The organism is Methylobacterium sp. Leaf99, assembly GCF_001422375.1.
GTDB lineage: Bacteria > Pseudomonadota > Alphaproteobacteria > Rhizobiales > Beijerinckiaceae > Methylobacterium.
Genome location: NZ_LMMU01000008.1, coordinates 196,935 through 214,502, shown reverse-complemented (window position 1 = coordinate 214,502; position 17,568 = coordinate 196,935). Strand labels below are relative to the sequence as shown.

Here is a 17,568-nt window from a genome sequence, read left to right as displayed (position 1 = left end):
ACTCAGGCCTGGACCGTCGCCTGTGCTTGCTCGACGCGGAGCTTCACGTCGAGGGTTTCCGTGCCGCCACCCATGCGGCTGCCGCGGATCGGGGCCGCGCCGAGGTAGTCGAGGCCGATGGCGACGCGGATATGCGCCTCCGTGGTGGCGATGCCGTGGGCGGGGTCGAAGCCGACCCAGCCGAGGTTGGGCACCAGGGATTCGACCCAGGAATGGCCCGCCTCCTGATCGACCATCCCGTCGTCGCGGTGGAAGTAGCCCGAGACGTAGCGGGTCGGGATCTCGAGGTGGCGCGCGGCGGCGATGAAGATGTGGGTGAGGTCCTGGCAGACGCCCTTCTCCTGCTCGAACGACTGCGCCGCCGTGGTGCTGGCGCTCGTCGGTCCCGGTTCGAAGGTGACGCGATCGTGCACGGCGGCGAGCAGCCGGTGCAGGCAGGGCAGGGGCGAGGTGTCGCCGGCGGCCCGGACCTCGCGGGCGAAGGCCTGGATCGGCTCGCTCGCCAGGGCGAGGTCGGAATCGCGCAGGTAGAACTCGTCGGGCAGGCGCTCGACGGTGCCGCGCACCACCCCGTGCATCTCGTTGGTGTCGACCTCGCCGGTGACGCGGATGGTCAGGGATTCCGCCGGCTCGTCGGCGGTGAACCAGTGCACCACGTTGCCGAAGCCGTCCTCGCGCTCGCTGATCCGGCCGTCGATGGACGGCTCGATGCGCCAGCGCCGGACGTACTGGCCGTCATGGTCGCGCGGACGCAGGCGCAGGACCTGGATCAGGTTCCGGGCGGGATGCTCGTAGGTGTAGTTGGTCTCATGAAAGACGCGGATTCGCATGAGGCGACCTTTTCGCGGGTGCCGACCGGGTCGGAACCACTACACCAGATATTGCTCGATGACCGCTGCGCCGAGGCGGTTGTTCTCGGCGATGAACGCCGTGACGAACTCGTGCAGGCCGGAGGTGAAGATCCGGTCGATGTTCTCGCCCTCCAGGTGCGCCAGGGTGTTGCTGGCCAGCCGCTGGCTGGCGCCGCGCCGGCCGTAGGCGTCGGCGATGAGGTCGAGATGCTCCACCAGCATGCCGTAGCAGTTGTGAAGGGAGCGCGGCATCTGCCGGTTGAGGATGAGCAGATCGGCCACCAGCAGGGGCTTCACACTCTCGCGGTAGACCCAGTGATAGGCGTTGAAGGCCGAGACCTCGCGCAGGATCGTGGTCCACTGGAAGTAGTCGAGGCTGCCGCCGACCCGCTCGGTGGCGGGCAGGAGGATGCGGTACTTCACGTCGAGGATGCGGGCGGTGTTGTCGGCCCGCTCGATGGCGGTGCCGAGCCGCGTGAACCAGTAGGCGTCGTTGCGCAGCATCGTCCGGTAGGCCGAGCCGTCGAAGGCGAGGGACACGCCCTTCACCCATTCGAGGAAGCGGGAGAACTCGTCGCGGTTGAGCTCGCGCCCCTCGTAGTTGCGCAGCTCCAGCCACGCGCCGTTGATGGCGTCCCACATCTCCGTGGTCAGCGCCGTGCGCACGCTGCGGGCGTTCTCGCGCGCCGTCTCGATGCAGGAGCGGATCGAGGACGGGTTGTGCGGGCTGAACGCCAGGAAGTTGCAGACGGTCGCCTCGGTGATCCCGTCGTAGAGCGGCTTGAACACCTCCGGATCGCCGGCGGACGCCAGCGCCGAGGCCCATTCGTTGGTCTCGCCGCCGCCGTAGCTCGACGGCAGGGCCGCGAGGCGGTGCGCCGCGTCGAGGATGCGGGCGACGAATTCGGCCCGCTCGACGTAACGCGAGAGCCAGTACAGGTTGTCTGCGGTCCGGGACAGCATGGGCTTCCGTTGAGACGCCGGACACCGCGCTTCGCACGGCGGCCGTTGGGCTGAGGGGGACTATGCGGAGGCGGCGACGGGTTGGGAAGCGTGCCCGGCCCGGCCCGCCGTCAATGGGCGCGCGATTGTCAGGCGTCGAGGACCCAGGTGTCCTTGGTGCCGCCGCCCTGGCTCGAATTGACCACCAGCGACCCCTCCTTGAGGGCGACGCGGGTGAGGCCGCCCGGCACGATGCGGATCTCGTCGGAGCCGCACAGGACGAAGGGCCTCAGATCGACGTGGCGGGGTGCCACCCCCGAGGCGACGAAGGTCGGGCAGGTGGAGAGCGCCAGGGTCGGCTGGGCGATGAAGCCGTCCGGCGCGTGGCGGAGCTTCCGCCCGAACTCCTCGATCTCGCGCTTCGTCGCGTGCGGGCCGACGAGCATGCCGTAGCCGCCCGAGCCGTTGACCTCCTTGACCACGAGGTCCTTGAGGTTGTCCATGACGTAGGCGAACGCCTCCTTCTCGCGGCAGCGATAGGTCGGCACGTTGTGCAGGATCGGCTCCTCGCCCGTGAAGAACCGCACGATCTCGGGCATGTAGCTGTAGACCGCCTTGTCGTCGGCGATGCCGGTGCCGACGGCGTTGGCGAGGGTCACGGTCCCGCGCTCGTAGGCGTTCATGAGGCCGGGCACGCCGAGGACCGAGTCGGGTCGGAACACCAGGGGGTCGAGGAAGTCGTCGTCGAGGCGGCGGTAGAGCACGTCGACCCGGCGCGGCCCCTCCGTGGTGCGCATGTAGACCACGTCGTCCTTGGTGAAGAGGTCGGAGGCCTCCACCAGATCGACGCCGAGCTTGTCGGCCAGGAACGAGTGTTCGTAGAACGCCGAGTTGTAGCGCCCCGGCGTCAGCAGGGCGACGGTGGGGTCGCGGGTCGCCGTCGAGGGGGCCAGCGACCGCAGGGTGGCGAGGAGGGCGTCGGGGTAGTTCTCGACGGGCGCCACGCGGTGGCGGGAGAACAGCTCCGGGAACAGCCGCAGCATCACCTCGCGGTTCTCCAGCATGTAGGACACGCCGGACGGGGTGCGGGCGTTGTCCTCCAGCACGAAGAAGTCGTTCTCGCCGGTCCGCACGATGTCGATGCCGGCGATGTGGACGTAGAGGTCGTGCGGCACCCGGAAGGCGCGCATCTCCATGCGGTAGTGCGGATTGCGATAGACCAGGTCGGCCGGGATGATGCCGGCCTTGATGCAGTCCTGGGCGCCGTAGATGTCCTTCAGGAAGGCGTTGATGGCGGTGACGCGCTGCTTGAGGCCGCGCTCCAGAAAACTCCACTCCGGCTTGGTGATGACCCGGGGAATGATGTCGAACGGGATCAGCCGCTCGGTGGACTCGTTGGCGCCGTAGACCGCGAAGGTGATGCCGATGCGGCGGAACAGCATCTCCGCCTGGCTGCGGCGGGTGTTGAAATGCTCCGGCGGCGTGGTGTCGAGCCAGGACTTCAGGCTGGTGTACGCTTCGCGCACGGCCGCATCGTCGAGGGTCCCGCCTTGGGAGGCCCCCTGCAGGACCCCGTCGGGAAACCCGGTCATCTCGTCGAACGCAGCGAGCGCCATATACGCCTCCCTTAAACGCCAGGTTCCAGGCAAGAGGCGCGCCAGGGGCGGGCCGGCCGGCCGTTCGAGGTCTCGGCGGACCCCTTGGGGCGGACGCTAACACGCCGGGCGCGAGCCGACACGGTCAGATGAGCTTCAAACCCCTGAAGCTCGCATGGCCGTCGCGTCCGAGGATGACATGGTCGTGAACGAGGATGCCCAGGGGGTCGAGGACGCCGACGATCTCGCGGGTCATGCGGATGTCCGCCGCCGACGGGGTCGGGTCGCCGGACGGGTGGTTGTGGGCCAGGATGATGGCGGTGGCCGAGAGTTCGAGGGCGCGGCGCGCCACCTCGCGGGGATAGACCGGGGTGTGATCGACGGTGCCGCGCCCCTGGACCTCGTCGGCGATGAGGTGGTTGCGCCGGTCGAGGAACAGCACCCGGAACTGCTCGCGCGCCGCGAACGCCATGGTGGCCCGGCAATACTCCAAGACGGCGCTCCACGACGACAGCAGGGGACGGGCCGCGATGGCGCCCCGGGCCAGGCGATGGCCTGCCGCTTCGATGAGCTTCAGGTCGGCGATGACCCCGGCACCGATGCCTTCGATTTCGGCAAGTCGGGCCGGCTCGGCGGAGATCACCTCGGCGAAGCTGCCGAAACGGCGGATCAGCGCCTTGGCCAGGGGTTTCACGTCGCGCCGGGGAATGGCGCGAAACAAGGCAAGTTCGAGGAGTTCGTAATCCGGCAGGGCATCGGCGCCGCCCTGCGCAAACCGCGCGCGCAGGCGGTCGCGGTGGCCGAGATAGTGCGGCTCGGCCTCCGCCGGCCCGGCCTCGCCGGACGGCAGGGGAGCGTCGGGAGGTCGGCGGCGGCTCATGGGACGGGCTCAGGCCGCCGGATTGACCGGCTGGTGCAGGCCTTTCGGCGAGAAGGTGAAGATCTCGGCACCCGTCTCCGTCACCGCCACCGTGTGCTCGAACTGGGCCGACAGCGAGCGGTCCCGCGTCACCGCCGTCCAGCCGTCGGACAGCACCTTCACGGCGGGGCGGCCGAGGTTGATCATCGGCTCCACGGTGAAGAACTGGCCGGGCTTGAACGTCACGTCGTAGCTCGGCTCGGCGTAGTGCAGGATGGTCGGGGCGTCGTGGTACAGGCGCCCGAGGCCGTGGCCGCAGAAGTCGCGCACCACGGAGCAGCGCTCGGCCTCGGCATAGGCCTGGATCGCCCGGCCGATATCGGTGGTGGAGCCGCCGGGCCTGATCGCCGCGATGCCGCGCATGAGGCACTCGTGGGTGATCTCGCACAGGCGCTGGGCCTTGCGCGGCACCTCGCCGACATAGGCCATACGGCTCGAATCACCGTGCCAGCCATCGACGATGAGACAGATGTCGAGGTTGACGATGTCGCCCTCGCGCAGGGGCTTGTCGTTGGGGATGCCGTGGCAGACCACGTGGTTGATGGAGGTGCAGATGGATTTGGGGTAGCCGCGGTAGAGCAGGGACGCCGGATAGGCGCCGTGGTCCATGGCGAAGGTGTAGGCGAGGCTGTCCAGGGCTTCCGTGGTCACGCCCGGCGCCACGGCCTCCATCAGCACGTCGAGGGCCTCGGCCGTGAGGCGGCCCGCCTTGCGCATGCCCTCGAATCCCTCCGGCCCGTGGATGGGCGGCTCGGGCGAACGCCGTCCGGTCTCGGAGACGGCCTGATCGGTCTGGGTCATGGGCGGGCGTTTCGTGGCTGGCCGGGAAAGCTCCTCTGTACGACCCCGCGCGGGCGAGGCCAACCCTGACCCGGGGCGGGGTCGGCCGGGCTAGGCGCCGGGCCGGGGAGGGGCTAGACACCGTGTCTCGACGAACGGGCGCCCGGACGGGTTTCGACGGGCCGGCAGGCAGGACGGGACGATGGCTGACAAGGCGGTGCCGCACTTCCACAACGACCTCGGGGTCGCGGTGATCCAGGTCGGGTCGCGGGAGTTCATGTGCATCGGCGCGCGCCCGCCCTTCGACCATCCGCACGTGTTCCTCGACATGGGCACGGAGGACGAGATCATCTGCCAGTACTGCTCGACCCTCTACCGGCACCGCCCGAGCCTGAAGGCCGGGACCGCCGATCCGGCGGCCTGCGTGTGGGACGACCGGACCACGGCCGCCGCCTGAACCCCGTGCCCCCCATCACCCCGAGTCGGATCGCCATCGTCGGCGCCGGGATCGGCGGCCTCACGGCGGCGCTCGCCCTCGACGCGGCCGGCCACGACGTCACCCTCATCGAGCGCCGCACCGGCTTCAGCGAGGTCGGCGCCGGCCTCCAGCTCTCGCCCAACGCCAGCCGCGTCCTCATCGGCCTCGGCCTCGGCGCGGCCCTCCGCCGGGCCGCGAGCGAGCCGCCGGGCGTGGTGGTGCGGGCGCTGGCCACCGGCCGGACCCTCGGCGAGATCCCCCTCGGGCCCGAGCACCGCGAAAACTTCGGCGCGCCCTACTACGTGATCCACCGGGCCGACCTGCAGACCCTGCTCCTCGACGCCGTGCGGGGCCGCGCCGGCATCCGGCTGCTCATGGGCCGCGACGTCACCGGCCTCGTCGAGACCCCCGACGCCATCAGCCTCACCCTGGAGAGCCACCAGGGCGCCCGCTCGGAGACCTTCGTGGCCGACCTCGCGGTCGGGGCCGACGGGGTGCGCTCGCGCCTGCGCGGCCACCTCGACACCGCGCCCCTGCGCCCGTGGCGCGCGGCGGCCTGGCGGGCGCTGGTGCCGCGCGAGGCGGTGCCGGCGGACCTCGACGGCGAGGCCACCGGCCTGTGGCTCGGCCGCGACCGCCACGTGGTGCATTACCCGATCCAGGGCGGCAGCCACCTCAACATCGTCGCCGTGGTGCCCGAGCGCACCGGCACCGACGATTGGGGCCGGCTCGGCGAGCCGGCGGTCCTGCGGGCGCGCTTCCCCGATGCGGCCCCGCCCCTGGCCGCCCTCCTCAGCCTGCCCGATTCCTGGCTGGTCTGGTCCCTGGTCGATCGCCCGCCGGCCAGCCCCCTGGCGCGGGGCCGCCTCGCGCTTCTCGGCGACGCCGGCCACCCGATCCTGCCGTTCCTGGCGCAGGGCGCGGCCCTCGCCGTGGAGGACGCCGCCATCCTGGCCGCCTGCCTCGCGGCGGCGTCGGTGCCCGAGGCCCTCGCCGCCTACGCCAAGGCCCGCACGGCCCGCGTGCGCAAAGTCCGCGCCGCCGCCCGTTCCAACGGCCGCAGCTACCACGCCGGCGCCCTCGTCGGCCGGGTGCGGAACGTGGTCATGCGCCACCTCGGCCCCGCCGGCATGACCCGCCGCTACCGCTGGCTCTACGGCTGGACGCCGTGATCGCGGACAGCTTGATCTCGGACGTTTGCCTCGCTACCGCAGGAACCGGCATGCGGACGTGGCGAAACCGGTAGACGCACGAGACTTAAAATCTTGCGGCCGCAAGGCTGTGCGGGTTCGAGTCCCGCCGTCCGCACCACTTCCCGGGCCCACGCGCCGGCCGGCCGGGTCCGTGATCCCGTCCCCGCCCGCTTCCACCGCCTCGGGATGGAGGTCGTCTCCGGCACGGACGGCGACGCCCGGCCTGCTCGACGGGCGTATGGAGCAGGTTACGCGCGGCAGCCCATCGGGTGCGGCGCCTAGCGCTTCTTGCCGAGTTCCGCCGCGATGTCCTTGACCATCCGGCCGGCCTTGCGGTGCGCGGTGGTGAGCTGGTCCTGGGTGACGCCCCAGCGTTTCATCCAGAACTCGACGGCCTTGCGCTCCGACAGGTCGAGACGGTCCTTGTCGATGAAGCCCCGTTTGTCCTTCAGCCCGGCCATGTCCGATCCCCCGTCCAGGGAGCGCATGTCGGACCTCGGGGTTGCCGGGTCAAGCCTCGCGCCCGGGAAGCCGGTCTCCAGGCGGACGGCGAGACGTTCGGGGTCGCCCGACGACGGCCCCGGCGCGGGCCGACACGCGCCTCAGCGCCATCGCGGCGGCGACGCCGAAACCCCCTCCGGCGATCTTCACGAGGCCGTCGCCGATCCGGCCGTGCCGGGTCGCCTCCAGCACCTGAAGCAGTTCGAGCCCGACCCCCGCGAGGGTGACCAGGGCCAGGACCTCCCAGCGTCGACGCGGGTATCCGAAGGCGAACAGGAAACCGAGGGCCGCGAACGCACCGAACCGCTCGAGGCCGACGGGCGCACCGCTGACCGGGCGCAGTCCGATGGGCACCAGGGTGGCGAAGATCAGGGCGGCCAGGAGAATCCACGCGAGGAACCGGACAACGTGCGTCATCGGGCCGGTGTGCGGGCCGAGCGCGGCGGCACTGAGGCGGATGTGACGGTTCGGTGACGGGGCTTCTCGCCGCCCCCCAGGCGCCGGTGACGATCCGCGCGACAACGAAAAAGGGCCGCCTCGCGGCGACCCCTTTCGTCCCGTGACCCGAAGGTCCTAGTAGCCGTAGCCGTAGTAGCCGCCACCGCCGCCGTAGCCGTAGGCCGGCGCGTAGCCGTAGCCGACCGCGCGCGGACCGCCGTAGGAATAGCCGCCATAGGCCGGGTAGCCATAACCGCCGCCGTAGCCGCCGCCATACGAGTTCGCCACGATGGCGCCCGCAGCGAGCCCGGCAATGCCGAGACCGACGGCCGCGCCGGTCCCGATCCCGCGGCGTCCATAGCCGCCGTAGCCCCGGCCGTAGCCACCGCCATAGCGGCCGAAACCGCCGCCGTAGCCACCGCGACCATACCCACCGTGGCCGTAACCGCCGTGGCCGTAGCCACCGTGACCATAGCCGTAGCCGCGTGCCTCGGCCGGAGCCGACGCGAGGATGCCGAGGCCGAGAACGGCGGTCGAGACGAGTGCGAGGGTGCGCATTCGGTATCTCCTGCTGTTGTGATGATTGGGCTACCAACCCCCCAGCGACCGGACCGTTCCGAAAAAACGGGTTTCGAGACACGGATCACGGCGTACCGCCGGCATCGCGCAGCCGGGAGTCCGTGCGCGGCCGGCGGGAGCGAACCACACTTCCGGCAAACCGTTGACGGGGGCCGTCCGTTCGGTGCACGGGCTTTCGCAGCCCCAGTGTAAGGATCACGCCGTGCCGCAGTCCCGGCAGCCCCTGCAATCGTCCGCCCTGGCGGCGGCCTCCCTCGCGACCCTGCGCCGGGGCGACCAGCTCTTCGAGACGGAGCGCCGCCTCAACGCGGTGCTCAACAACGCGTCGGTGTCGATCTTCCTGATGGATGACCGCCAGCACTGCATCTACATGAACCGCGCCGCCGAGCAGCTGACCGGCTACACCCTCGCCGAGGTGCTCGCGCGCGACTGTCCGCTTCACGACATCGTGCACCACACCTATCCCGACGGCCGCCCGTTCCCCCTGGCGGAATGCGCCATCGACCGCGCCTTCCCGCAGAACAACCACGAGCGCGGCGAGGAAGTCTTCGTCCACGCCGATGGGCACTTCTATCCGGTCGGCTTCACCGCGAGCCCGATCCGCGACGATGCCACCAACATCATCGGTACCATCATCGAGGTGCGCGACATCAGCGAGGAGAAGGCGGCCGCCGAACGTCAGCGCCTGCTCCTCAACGAATTGAACCACCGGGTGAAGAACACCCTCGCGACGGTGCAGTCCATCGCCGCGCAGACGTTCCGGGGTCAGGCCGATCAGGCCGCCCGGAGCGTGTTCGACGCCCGGATGGTCGCCCTCTCGACGGCCCACAACGTCCTCGTCGCGGACAATTGGGAGAGTGCCAGCCTGCGCAGCGTCGTCGAGCGCGCCCTGGCACCGCACCTCCTGGCCGAGCTCGACGTGAACCGCTTTCGCATGGAGGGGCCGGACGCGCGGCTGCATCCGAAGGTGGCGGTGACCCTCTCCATGGCGCTCCACGAGCTGATGACCAATGCGGCGAAGTACGGCGCCCTCTCCGTGCCCGAGGGCCGCGTCTCCGTGCTCTGGTCCCTCGCGGCCCTGGCGGACGGCAGGCAGCAGCTCGATCTGGTGTGGGAGGAGCAGGGCGGCCCCGAAGTTGCGGAGCCGACCCGGAAGGGATTCGGGTCGCGGCTGATCGAACGGCAGCTGCCCCTGGAATTCGACGGGAGCGCCAAGATCGATTACCGCAGCGCAGGGGTGGTGTGCGGGCTCAAAATTCCTTTGGTCACGTTGGGATGGATGGGACAGGACGTGATCGAACGGCAGGCAGCCCTATGACGCTGCTCCAGGGACGCCGGGTGCTGCTGGTCGAGGACGAGAGTCTCGTGGCCATGCTGGCCGAGGACATGCTGATGGAGCTCGGCTGCGAGGTCGTCGTCGCCATGCGCCTCGACAAGGCCCTGGCGCAGGCCCGCGCGGGCCACTTCGACGCGGCCGTGCTCGATGTGAATCTCGGGGATTCCCGCAGCTATCCGATCGCCGACGTGCTGTTCGAGCGCTGCCTGCCGTTCCTGTTCGCCACGGGCTACGGCGCCGAGGGCGTGGAGGCCGCCTATCGGGCCGTTCCGGTGCTGCAGAAGCCCTACCAGCGGGCGCCGATGGAGCATCTGCTCCAGCGTCTGCTCACCTGCGAGGAACCGGTCAGGAAGGGAGCGGACCCGCATACGGGGCTAACCTGCGCCTGCCAGGGCCCCGTCCCGGCAGCGGCCCCAGCGTTCCGCGCCGATGTCGTGACGTGAGGATTTTCGCGCTTTCGGGCGCGCCACCCGGCGCGCGGCCGTGAAGGGGACGGGCCCGGTGCTTCCCATGGTCACCTGCCCACGGGCGGCCCTGCGGCTATGCTCGCGCGCCTGACAGCACGGGCTTTCCCATGAGTGCCACCCTTCTCGGGCTCACCACCGTGGCCTTCCTCTTCCCCGCCCCGGCGGAGCGGCCGAACTTTCCCGATCCGCCACGCGGGACCGGATGGGCCGTCGCGGCGGTGGCGGTGTTTCTCGGGCTCGTGACCCTGGTGCCCCTCAGCCTTGCTCTGGCCGACAAATGGATCATGGAGGCCCGCGCGGCGGAGTGCCGGGCGGCCGGGGGGCGGATGCTCCACGCCTCGGCCGACGGCCGTGCCTTCCGCTGCGAGCGCCCCGCCCGATGATCGCCGCCATCCGCGCCCGGCGCCCGCTCCATCTCGCCGCCCTGGCACTCCTGGCGAGCGCCGCGCCCGCGTCCGCCGGGACCCTCTGCACCCTCGTGGCGGACGCGGCCGACGGCGCGGTCCTGCGGGAGGAGGGCGATTGCCGCACCCGGGTGACGCCGGCCTCGACCTTCAAGATCCCGCTGGCGGTGATCGGTTTCGAGGCGGGCGTGCTCGGCGACGCCCACGCACCGGTCCACGCCTTCAAGCCGGGCTATCCGGATTGGGGCGGCCCGGCCTGGAAGGAACCCACCGATCCGACCCGGTGGATGACCTACTCGGTGGTCTGGTACTCGCAGGTGATCGCCCACCGGCTCGGCCGGGCGAAGCTCGAAGCGGAGACCGCCCGGCTGGGCTTCGGCAACGCCGATTTCTCCGGCGATCCGGGGAAAAACAACGGCCTCGACCGGGCCTGGATTATGTCGTCCCTCCGGGTCTCGCCCGTGGAGCAGGTCGCCTTCCTCCGGAAGCTCGCGACCCGAACGCTGCCCGTCTCGGCCCACACCCTCGACGAGACGGGGAAGATCGTCACCGTCAGCCCCGCCGGGGACGGCTGGAGCGCCCACGGCAAGACCGGCACCGCGTTCCCGCGCAAGGCCGACGGCAGCTTCGACGAGGCCCGCGCCTACGGCTGGTACGTCGGCTGGGCGACGAAGGGCGACCGCACCCTGGTCTTCGCCCGCCTCAACCAGGACGACGACAAACAGAGCCTGTCCGGCGGCCTGCGCGCCCGCGCGGAGTTTCTGGACGGGTGGCCGGCCCTCGCGGCCGGGCTCGGGCGGTAGGGCCGGTCTAGGCGCCCACCGCCGCCTGGATCTCGAACAGGGCCCGGTACTGCCCCGACGGCCGGTGGATCAGGGCGGCGTGGGTGCCGTCCTCGACGATCCGGCCGTGGTCGAACACCAGGATGCGGTCCAGCGACCGCACGGTGGAGAGCCGGTGCGCGATGACGATGGCCGTGCGCCCGCGCATGAGCCGCTCCATCGCCTGCTGGATCAGCGCCTCCGATTCCGAATCGAGGCTCGAAGTCGCCTCGTCGAGGATCAGGATCGGCGCGTCGGCGAGGAACGCGCGGGCCAGGGCCACCCGCTGGCGCTCGCCGCCCGACAGCTTGACCCCGCGCTCGCCCACCAGGGTGCCGTAGCCCTTGGGCAGACGCGCGATGAAGTCGTGGGCGTTGGCGAGCCGCGCCGCCCGCTCGATGGCGGCGGCGGAGGCACCGGGCCGGGCATAGGCGATGTTCTCCGCAAGCGAGCGGTGGAACAGCACCGGCTCCTGCGGGACGATGGCGATGTTTTCGCGCAAGGACGCCTGGGTGACGTCGGCGACGTCGGTGCCGTCGATGCGCACATGCCCGCCGGTGACGTCGTAGAGCCGCTGCACCAGCTTGACGAAGGTGGTCTTGCCCGAGCCCGAGCGGCCGACCAGCCCGACCCGCTGCCCGGCCGGGATGGTCACCGAGAGGTCGCGGTAGAGCGGCGTGGCGTGCCCGGCATAGTGGAACGTCACCGCCGCGAAGCGAATCGCCCCGCCCGTCACCGCGAGCGCCGTCGCCCCCGGCCGGTCGGCGACGCCGTAGGGCTCGGCATCGAGGGCCACGAGCTCCTCCATTTCGTTCACCGCCCGCTGGAGGTGGTTGATGTGCTGGCCGATGTCGCCGAGGTAGCCGTGGACCACGAAGTAGGTGGTGAGCACGTAGGCGACGTCGCCGGGCGTGGCGGCCTTCGTCCACCACAGCCACAGGGCGACGCCGACGATGGCGGTGCGCAGCGCCAGCAGCACGCCGAGCTGGCCGGTCACGCTCCAGGTCACCCGCATCCAGGTGCGGCGGGTGCGCTTGTGCCACTTGGCGAGAATCCCCGACAGGCGGGCGTCCTCGCGGCCCTCGGCGCCGAAGGCCTTGACCACGGCGTTGTTGCCGATGGCATCCGACAGGGTGCCGCCGAGCTTGGTGTCCCAGCCGTTGGAGAGCTGGGCCGCCGGCGCGATCACCCGCGTGGCGAGGCCGATGGCGGTGCCGACATAGGCCAGCGTGCCGAGCCCGATCACCACGCCCATGGCGGGCCAGTGGAGACCCAGCAGCACCATGGTGCCGAGGAGCACGACGACGGAGGGCAGCAGGGCCAGGAGCAGGGTGTCGTTGAGCCCGTCGAGGGCCCACATCCCGCGCGAGATCTTGCGCACCGTCGAGCCGGAGAAGCTGTTGGCGTGCCAGTCCGTGGACAGGCGCTGCACCCGGTGGAAGCCGGCCCGCGCCACGTCCGCCATGGTGCCGAGGGTGAGGGGCACCACCAGCGACCAGGCGACGTGGCGCAGGCCGATATGCGCGACCCCGAGGGCCGCCATGGCGCCGAAGGCCGGCAGCGCCGCCCGCAGGGCCGCGTCGCGGTCGGCCTCCGCCAGGGCATCGACGAGGCGGCCGGCATAGAGCGGCAGGAAGACGTCCGCGAGGGTGGCGCAGGTGATGGCCGCCACGAGGCCGGCGACGAGGCCGAGCCGGGCGCGCCACTGCCGGAACACGAAGGCGAGGACGCCGCGATAGGCGTTTTCGCGCCGGGGACGAACGGGACTCATGGGGACCTCGCGACGCGGGGCGCGCGCCGTTCCAGGGGGCCGCGGCACGGGACCGGCAGCGGACGCGATCGATCAGGATGGGTTCGCAGGATGGGTTCGATGGACGGGAGCGGGACGCCCTCGGGCGCGCGGCTTGCGTCAGATCTGGCAGCCGAAGCGGCGTGCGCCGGCCCGGCCGGGGAGTGATACGATCTGCATGCGGCCTCCCCATCGGCTCAAGCGCAACCGGAGGCGTAGTGAACACGGTGCGCGGTGATTCGCAAGCCGAAGCGACAGCGGGCGGTGAGCGCCTTGGTCCGGTGGCCCGGTCCGGCAAGCCGCAGCCGAGCTCGTCGGGATCGCGCCGAACCAGAACACCCCGGGATCGGGTCAGCGCGAAGGCGGCGCCCCCGAAGACCTTTCCAGCAACCCCAGGGCATCCCCCACGGCCAGGCGGCGGATCTCCCCCCGGCTGAGATCGCCGTAGCGCCGCTCGACGTGCCGCGTGGCCTCTCCCGTCGCGGCGAGGCCGAAATGCACCAGCCCCACGGGCTTGGCCGCGCTTCCGCCGCCGGGGCCGGCGATGCCGGTGATCGCCACGGCCACGTCCGCGCGGGAATGGGCGAGGGCGCCCTCCGCCATGGCGCGGGCCGTCGCCTTGCTGACGGCGCCGTGGGCGTCGATGAGAGCGGCCGCCACGCCGAGGGATTCGGATTTCGCCGCGTTCGAGTAGGTGACGAAGCCGCGCTCCAGCACCGCCGACGAGCCCGGCACGGCGGTGAGCAGGCCGGCGACGAGGCCGCCGGTGCAGGATTCCGCCGTGGCGATCGTTCGCCCCGCCGCCGCGTAGGCGGCGACCAGCGCCTCCGCCCGGGCGAGCAGGGCGGGGTCGTCGATCACGAGCGGCGCTCGGCGGTCTCGTCGGCGGTGGCGAGGTCGATCTCCGGGAGGCGCACGGTGGCGGCGGCCTGGGCGGCGAGGCCCTCGGCCCGGCCGACGAAGCCGAGTTTCTCGGTGGTGGTCGCCTTGATGGAGACGGAAGTCAGCGGCACGTTCGCGATCTCGGCGATGCGGGCGCGGATCGCCTCGCGGTGCGCGCCGATGCGCGGGGCCTCGGCCAGCACCGTGATGTCGAGGTGGTCGATCTTGCCGCCGCGCGCCCGCACGAGGTCGCAGGCATGCGCCAGGAAGCGGTCGGACGAGGCGCCGCGCCATTGCTCGTCGGAGGGCGGGAAGTGGGTGCCGATGTCGCCGTCCGCGATGGCGCCGAGCAGGGCGTCGGTGAGGGCGTGGAGGGCCACGTCGCCGTCGGAATGGGCGAGGACGCCCCGGTCGGCCGGGATCCTGATGCCGCCGAGCCAGACGTGGTCGCCCTCCGTGAAGGCGTGCACGTCGAAGCCGGTGCCGAGGCGGGTGAGGTAGGTGGTCATGGGGGCTCCAGGCTGAGCGGATGTCGTGGGCGTGGCCGGGGCGACCCCGCTCAGGCGGGGACGGCGCCGGAAAAATCGCGGTCGGCGTCGACGAGGTCGGAGGGTTGGGTGATCTTGCGGTTGCGCGGGTCGCCCGCGAACACCACCACGGGGAGCCCGGCCCATTCGGCGAGCGCCCCGTCGTCGGTGAAGCCGTCGAGCCCCTCGGCACCGGCCGCCCGGTGGGCGTCGAGCAGCAGCCCGAAGGCGAAGGCCTGGGGCGTCTGCACCGCGCGCAGATGCTCGCGGGCCGGCGTCTCGACCACGCGGCCGATGCCCGGCGCGATGGTCTCGACGCGCTTGATGGTGTCGGTGACGGCAAGGCCCGGCACGGCGGCGCCGTAATCGCGCCCGGCGGCCAGGGCCCGGTCGATGAGGGCGGTGTCGACATGGGGGCGCGCCGCGTCGTGGACGAGGACGAGACCCGGCGCCTCACCCGTCGCCAGCGCCTCGAGGCCGGCGCGGACGGAGAGCTGCCGGGTGGCGCCGCCCGGCACCGGCGCCCTGAGTTTCGCGCGGGCGGATTCGGGCAGGTCGGCGACGCATTCGTGGTAGAAGTCCTGCGCGTCCGCCGCGATCACCGGCTGGATGCACGTGATGGCGTCGTGGGCGGCGAGGGCCGCCAGGGTCCGCGTCAGCACCGCCTGGCCGCCGACCCGGCGGTACTGCTTGGGCACGTCGCCGCCGATGCGGATGCCGCGACCGGCCGCGACCACCACTGCCGCCGCCTCGAACGCGGTGCCGGACATGAAAACGCTCCCGCGCGTGGGTTGCAGGGTTCGAACGAGCCCTGCGTTTAAGCGGGGCATGGCCTGAAATCAAATCGCCGGGAGCGCTTGCGCGCGTCGCGGTTTTGTCTATTCCTTGAGCACAATGATCCATGATGATTATTTGAGCGTTCTGCGCTCGCCCGATCCCACGGCGCCCGATGGTGCGGGCCGGCCGGTGCCCGTCCTGCTGGCGCCGCTCTCGGGCGTCACCGACGTGCACATGCGCCGGATCGCCCGGGCCTGCGGCGCCAGCGCCGTCGTCTCCGAGATGGTGGCGGCGGCCGAGTTTACGCGCGGCAGCGTCGAGGCGACCCTGCGCGCCGAGGGCGGCGGCATCGCCCCCCACGTCGTCCAGCTCGCCGGCTGCGCGCCGGAGCCCATGGGTCTGGCCGCCCGCCTCGCCGAGGAGAACGGCGCCGACGTCATCGACATCAACATGGGCTGCCCGGCCAAGGCCGTGACCGGGGGGGCCGCCGGCTCGGCCCTCATGCGCGACCTGGACGGCGCCACCCGCATCCTCGCCGCCGTGCGCGACGCCGTGACCATCCCCGTCACGGTGAAGATGCGGCTCGGCTGGGACCATGCCAGCCTCAACGCCGCCGACCTCGCCCGGCGGGCGGAGGGACTCGGGCTCAGTGCCGTCACCGTCCACGGCCGCACCCGCCAGCAATTCTACAAGGACAGCGCCGATTGGAGCGCCATCCGCGGCGTCGTCGAGGCGGTGTCGATCCCCGTCATCGCCAACGGCGACGTCACCACCCTCGACGAGGCCCGGACCTGCCTCGCGCGCTCGGGGGCCGCCGGGGTGATGATCGGGCGCGCCGCCGTGGGCCGGCCCTGGCTCGTCGGCGCCATCGCGGCCGGCCTCGCCGGCCGGGAGGCGCCGGTGCTCACGGGCGCCGAGAAGGCGGCCCTGGCCATCGCCCACTACGAGGGGCTGCTCGCCCTCTACGGCGCCCGCATGGGCGTGCGCCACGCCCGCAAGCACCTGGCCGCCTATGCCGAGGCCGGCGGCGGCCTCTCAGCGGACCGGCGCACGCGGCTCCTCACCACCACGGACCCGGCCCTGGTGATCGCCCTCCTGGCTTCGGCCTTCGACGGGGCGACCCCGGACGCAGCGATGGAGAAGGCGGCATGACGGACCCCGACGCGTCCGGCGGCCCGACCGTCGCGGCCCCCACCAGCGAGGCGGTGATCAACGCCCTGCCGCTGCCGGTGCTCACCATCGGGGTGGACGACCGCATCCTGCACGTGAACCACGCCGGCGAATCGTTCTTCGACCACTCCGCCCGGCTCATGCGGCGCCGGCGCCTGGCCGACATCATCCCGTTCGCCTCGCCCATCAGCGCCCTGGTGACGGAGGTGCGCCGCCGCCGCGCCAGCGTCAGCGAGTACGGGGTCGAGCTCGTGCATCCGCGCTCGGGGCAGGAGCGCAGCGTCGACGTGTTCGCGACGCCGCTGGGCGACGACGGCGAGGCCGTGGTGCTCATGCTGCAGGAGCGCACCATCGCCGACAAGATGAACCGCCAGCTCACCCATCGGGGCGCCGCGCGCTCCATGGTGGCGCTCGGCGCCATGCTGGCCCACGAGATCAAGAACCCCCTCGCCGGCATCCGGGGCGCCGCCCAGCTCCTCGAGCAATCCGCCAACGACGAGGACCGCCTCCTCACCCGGCTCATCTGCGACGAGTCCGACCGGATCGTCCGCATCGTCGAGCGCATGGAGCTGTTCGGCGACGAGCGCCCGGTGGAGCGCACCGCCGTCAACGTCCACGGCGTCCTCGATCAGGTGAAGCGCTCGGCCCAGTCCGGGTTCGCCCGCCACATCCGCTTCGTCGAGACCTACGACCCGTCCCTGCCACCGGTCCTCGGCAACCGCGACCAGCTCATCCAGGTGATCCTCAACCTCGTGAAGAACGCCTCCGAGGCCATCGGCGCCGATACGGTGGACGGCGAGATCACCCTGTCGACGGCGTTCCGCACGGGCCTGCGCCTGCAGATCCCGGGCTCGCGCGAGCGCGTCAGCCTGCCCATCGAGGTCGCCGTGCGCGACAACGGCCCCGGCGTCACCGCCGACCTGCTGCCCGATCTGTTCGACCCGTTCGTGACCACGAAGGCGCAGGGCTCCGGCCTGGGACTTGCTTTGGTGGCCAAGATCGTCGGCGATCACGGCGGCATCGTCGAATGCGATCCCGCGCCGCGCCGCACCACCTTCCGCCTTCTTCTTCCCATGTCGAGCGCCCGCGACGGGCGCGAGTCGAGCGCGGAGCTGTAGA

Annotated in this window: 18 protein-coding genes, 1 tRNA gene and 1 pseudogene; 9 read left to right on the top strand and 11 right to left on the bottom strand. The window is 71.7% G+C overall.

Annotated features, from left to right (window positions below; translation table 11 throughout):
• Positions 1-2 precede the first annotated feature (2 nt).
• The 5 genes from ASF28_RS16015 to map form a co-directional block, all read right to left on the bottom strand.
• A complete protein-coding gene (locus ASF28_RS16015; protein WP_056094730.1) occupies positions 3-830 on the bottom strand; it encodes a transglutaminase family protein in 828 nt (275 codons plus the stop codon).
• A 39-nt stretch (positions 831-869) separates the two neighbouring features.
• Positions 870-1,814, bottom strand: a complete 945-nt coding sequence (locus ASF28_RS16010) for an alpha-E domain-containing protein (protein WP_056094727.1) — start codon at positions 1,812-1,814, stop codon at positions 870-872.
• 128 nt (positions 1,815-1,942) lie between these two features.
• Positions 1,943-3,409, bottom strand: coding sequence for a circularly permuted type 2 ATP-grasp protein (locus ASF28_RS16005; protein WP_056094724.1), 1,467 nt, complete (start codon positions 3,407-3,409; stop codon positions 1,943-1,945).
• A gap of 124 nt (positions 3,410-3,533) precedes the next feature.
• Positions 3,534-4,268 carry a RadC family protein gene (gene radC / locus ASF28_RS16000; RefSeq protein WP_056094721.1) on the bottom strand — a complete coding sequence of 245 codons (735 nt, stop codon included), beginning with the start codon at positions 4,266-4,268 and terminating at the stop codon, positions 3,534-3,536.
• A gap of 9 nt (positions 4,269-4,277) precedes the next feature.
• Positions 4,278-5,108 (bottom strand): type I methionyl aminopeptidase, encoded by an 831-nt coding sequence (map, locus tag ASF28_RS15995; RefSeq protein WP_056094718.1) that lies wholly within the window; start codon positions 5,106-5,108, stop codon positions 4,278-4,280.
• 181 nt (positions 5,109-5,289) lie between these two features.
• Between map and ASF28_RS15990 the strand changes: the two genes are divergently transcribed.
• From ASF28_RS15990 to ASF28_RS15980, 3 genes are all read left to right on the top strand, one after another.
• The gene (locus ASF28_RS15990) at positions 5,290-5,544 is read left to right on the top strand and encodes a zinc-finger domain-containing protein (protein WP_056094715.1); all 255 of its coding nucleotides are present in this window, start codon (positions 5,290-5,292) and stop codon (positions 5,542-5,544) included.
• Positions 5,545-5,549: 5 nt separating this feature from the next.
• Positions 5,550-6,737, top strand: coding sequence for an FAD-dependent oxidoreductase (locus ASF28_RS15985; RefSeq protein ID WP_056095130.1), 1,188 nt, complete (start codon positions 5,550-5,552; stop codon positions 6,735-6,737).
• Positions 6,738-6,789: 52 nt separating this feature from the next.
• A tRNA-Leu gene (locus ASF28_RS15980) sits at positions 6,790-6,876 on the top strand.
• A gap of 160 nt (positions 6,877-7,036) precedes the next feature.
• On the opposite strand, the gene ASF28_RS15975 is transcribed toward ASF28_RS15980, so the two are convergent.
• From ASF28_RS15975 to ASF28_RS15965, 3 genes are all read right to left on the bottom strand, one after another.
• Positions 7,037-7,219 (bottom strand): DUF3606 domain-containing protein, encoded by a 183-nt coding sequence (locus ASF28_RS15975; RefSeq protein WP_056095126.1) that lies wholly within the window; start codon positions 7,217-7,219, stop codon positions 7,037-7,039.
• A 49-nt stretch (positions 7,220-7,268) separates the two neighbouring features.
• Positions 7,269-7,676: a VanZ family protein gene (locus ASF28_RS15970; protein WP_244475049.1), complete on the bottom strand. Its 408-nt coding sequence runs from the start codon at positions 7,674-7,676 to the stop codon at positions 7,269-7,271.
• 156 nt (positions 7,677-7,832) lie between these two features.
• A complete protein-coding gene (locus ASF28_RS15965; RefSeq protein WP_056094712.1) occupies positions 7,833-8,255 on the bottom strand; it encodes a hypothetical protein in 423 nt (140 codons plus the stop codon).
• Positions 8,256-8,478: 223 nt separating this feature from the next.
• Between ASF28_RS15965 and ASF28_RS15960 the strand changes: the two genes are divergently transcribed.
• From ASF28_RS15960 to blaOXA, 4 genes are all read left to right on the top strand, one after another.
• Positions 8,479-9,594 carry a sensor histidine kinase gene (locus ASF28_RS15960; protein ID WP_056094708.1) on the top strand — a complete coding sequence of 372 codons (1,116 nt, stop codon included), beginning with the start codon at positions 8,479-8,481 and terminating at the stop codon, positions 9,592-9,594.
• On the top strand, positions 9,591-10,055 hold the full coding sequence (locus tag ASF28_RS15955; RefSeq protein WP_056094705.1) for a response regulator: 465 nt from the start codon (positions 9,591-9,593) through the stop codon (positions 10,053-10,055). The genes ASF28_RS15960 and ASF28_RS15955 overlap by 4 nt, the downstream gene beginning before the upstream one ends.
• 131 nt (positions 10,056-10,186) lie before the next feature.
• On the top strand, positions 10,187-10,462 hold the full coding sequence (locus ASF28_RS15950; RefSeq protein ID WP_056094702.1) for a hypothetical protein: 276 nt from the start codon (positions 10,187-10,189) through the stop codon (positions 10,460-10,462).
• Entirely contained in the window at positions 10,459-11,286 is an 828-nt protein-coding gene (blaOXA, locus tag ASF28_RS15945; protein ID WP_056094699.1) for a class D beta-lactamase, read from the top strand. Before ASF28_RS15950 ends, blaOXA begins: the two co-directional genes overlap by 4 nt.
• Positions 11,287-11,293: 7 nt before the next feature.
• On the opposite strand, the gene ASF28_RS15940 is transcribed toward blaOXA, so the two are convergent.
• The 3 genes and pseudogenes from ASF28_RS15940 to ASF28_RS23420 all read right to left on the bottom strand — a co-directional run bounded on the left by ASF28_RS15940 (position 11,294) and on the right by ASF28_RS23420 (position 15,272).
• Positions 11,294-13,075: an ABC transporter ATP-binding protein gene (locus ASF28_RS15940; RefSeq protein WP_056094696.1), complete on the bottom strand. Its 1,782-nt coding sequence runs from the start codon at positions 13,073-13,075 to the stop codon at positions 11,294-11,296.
• Positions 13,076-13,444: 369 nt separating this feature from the next.
• Positions 13,445-13,954: a CinA family protein gene (locus ASF28_RS15935; protein ID WP_056094693.1), complete on the bottom strand. Its 510-nt coding sequence runs from the start codon at positions 13,952-13,954 to the stop codon at positions 13,445-13,447.
• Positions 13,951-15,272: pseudogene (locus ASF28_RS23420) on the bottom strand (bifunctional 2-C-methyl-D-erythritol 4-phosphate cytidylyltransferase/2-C-methyl-D-erythritol 2,4-cyclodiphosphate synthase). Before ASF28_RS23420 ends, ASF28_RS15935 begins: the two are co-directional and overlap by 4 nt.
• A gap of 124 nt (positions 15,273-15,396) precedes the next feature.
• On the opposite strand from ASF28_RS23420, the gene dusB reads away from it, so the two are divergent.
• Complete coding sequence (gene dusB / locus ASF28_RS15920; protein WP_056094683.1) at positions 15,397-16,431, top strand: tRNA dihydrouridine synthase DusB; 1,035 nt, start codon at positions 15,397-15,399, stop codon at positions 16,429-16,431.
• Positions 16,428-17,567, top strand: a complete 1,140-nt coding sequence (locus tag ASF28_RS15915) for a two-component system sensor histidine kinase NtrB (RefSeq protein ID WP_056094680.1) — start codon at positions 16,428-16,430, stop codon at positions 17,565-17,567. Before dusB ends, ASF28_RS15915 begins: the two co-directional genes overlap by 4 nt.
• Position 17,568: the final 1 nt, after the last annotated feature.

What these genes read in the sequence shown, in the direction of transcription:
- map (WP_056094718.1), bottom strand. Translation starts at nt 5,108, where the DNA reads ATGACCCAGACCGATCAGGCCGTCTCCGAGACCGGACGGCGTTCGCCC.
- ASF28_RS16010 (WP_056094727.1), bottom strand. Translation starts at nt 1,814, where the DNA reads ATGCTGTCCCGGACCGCAGACAACCTGTACTGGCTCTCGCGTTACGTC.
- ASF28_RS15955 (WP_056094705.1), top strand. Translation starts at nt 9,591, where the DNA reads ATGACGCTGCTCCAGGGACGCCGGGTGCTGCTGGTCGAGGACGAGAGT.
- ASF28_RS15975 (WP_056095126.1), bottom strand. Translation starts at nt 7,219, where the DNA reads ATGGCCGGGCTGAAGGACAAACGGGGCTTCATCGACAAGGACCGTCTC.
- ASF28_RS15970 (WP_244475049.1), bottom strand. Translation starts at nt 7,676, where the DNA reads ATGACGCACGTTGTCCGGTTCCTCGCGTGGATTCTCCTGGCCGCCCTG.
- ASF28_RS15940 (WP_056094696.1), bottom strand. Translation starts at nt 13,075, where the DNA reads ATGAGTCCCGTTCGTCCCCGGCGCGAAAACGCCTATCGCGGCGTCCTC.
- ASF28_RS16005 (WP_056094724.1), bottom strand. Translation starts at nt 3,409, where the DNA reads ATGGCGCTCGCTGCGTTCGACGAGATGACCGGGTTTCCCGACGGGGTC.
- blaOXA (WP_056094699.1), top strand. Translation starts at nt 10,459, where the DNA reads ATGATCGCCGCCATCCGCGCCCGGCGCCCGCTCCATCTCGCCGCCCTG.
- ASF28_RS15950 (WP_056094702.1), top strand. Translation starts at nt 10,187, where the DNA reads ATGAGTGCCACCCTTCTCGGGCTCACCACCGTGGCCTTCCTCTTCCCC.
- ASF28_RS16015 (WP_056094730.1), bottom strand. Translation starts at nt 830, where the DNA reads ATGCGAATCCGCGTCTTTCATGAGACCAACTACACCTACGAGCATCCC.
- ASF28_RS15990 (WP_056094715.1), top strand. Translation starts at nt 5,290, where the DNA reads ATGGCTGACAAGGCGGTGCCGCACTTCCACAACGACCTCGGGGTCGCG.
- radC (WP_056094721.1), bottom strand. Translation starts at nt 4,268, where the DNA reads ATGAGCCGCCGCCGACCTCCCGACGCTCCCCTGCCGTCCGGCGAGGCC.
- ASF28_RS15965 (WP_056094712.1), bottom strand. Translation starts at nt 8,255, where the DNA reads ATGCGCACCCTCGCACTCGTCTCGACCGCCGTTCTCGGCCTCGGCATC.
- dusB (WP_056094683.1), top strand. Translation starts at nt 15,397, where the DNA reads ATGATCCATGATGATTATTTGAGCGTTCTGCGCTCGCCCGATCCCACG.
- ASF28_RS15915 (WP_056094680.1), top strand. Translation starts at nt 16,428, where the DNA reads ATGACGGACCCCGACGCGTCCGGCGGCCCGACCGTCGCGGCCCCCACC.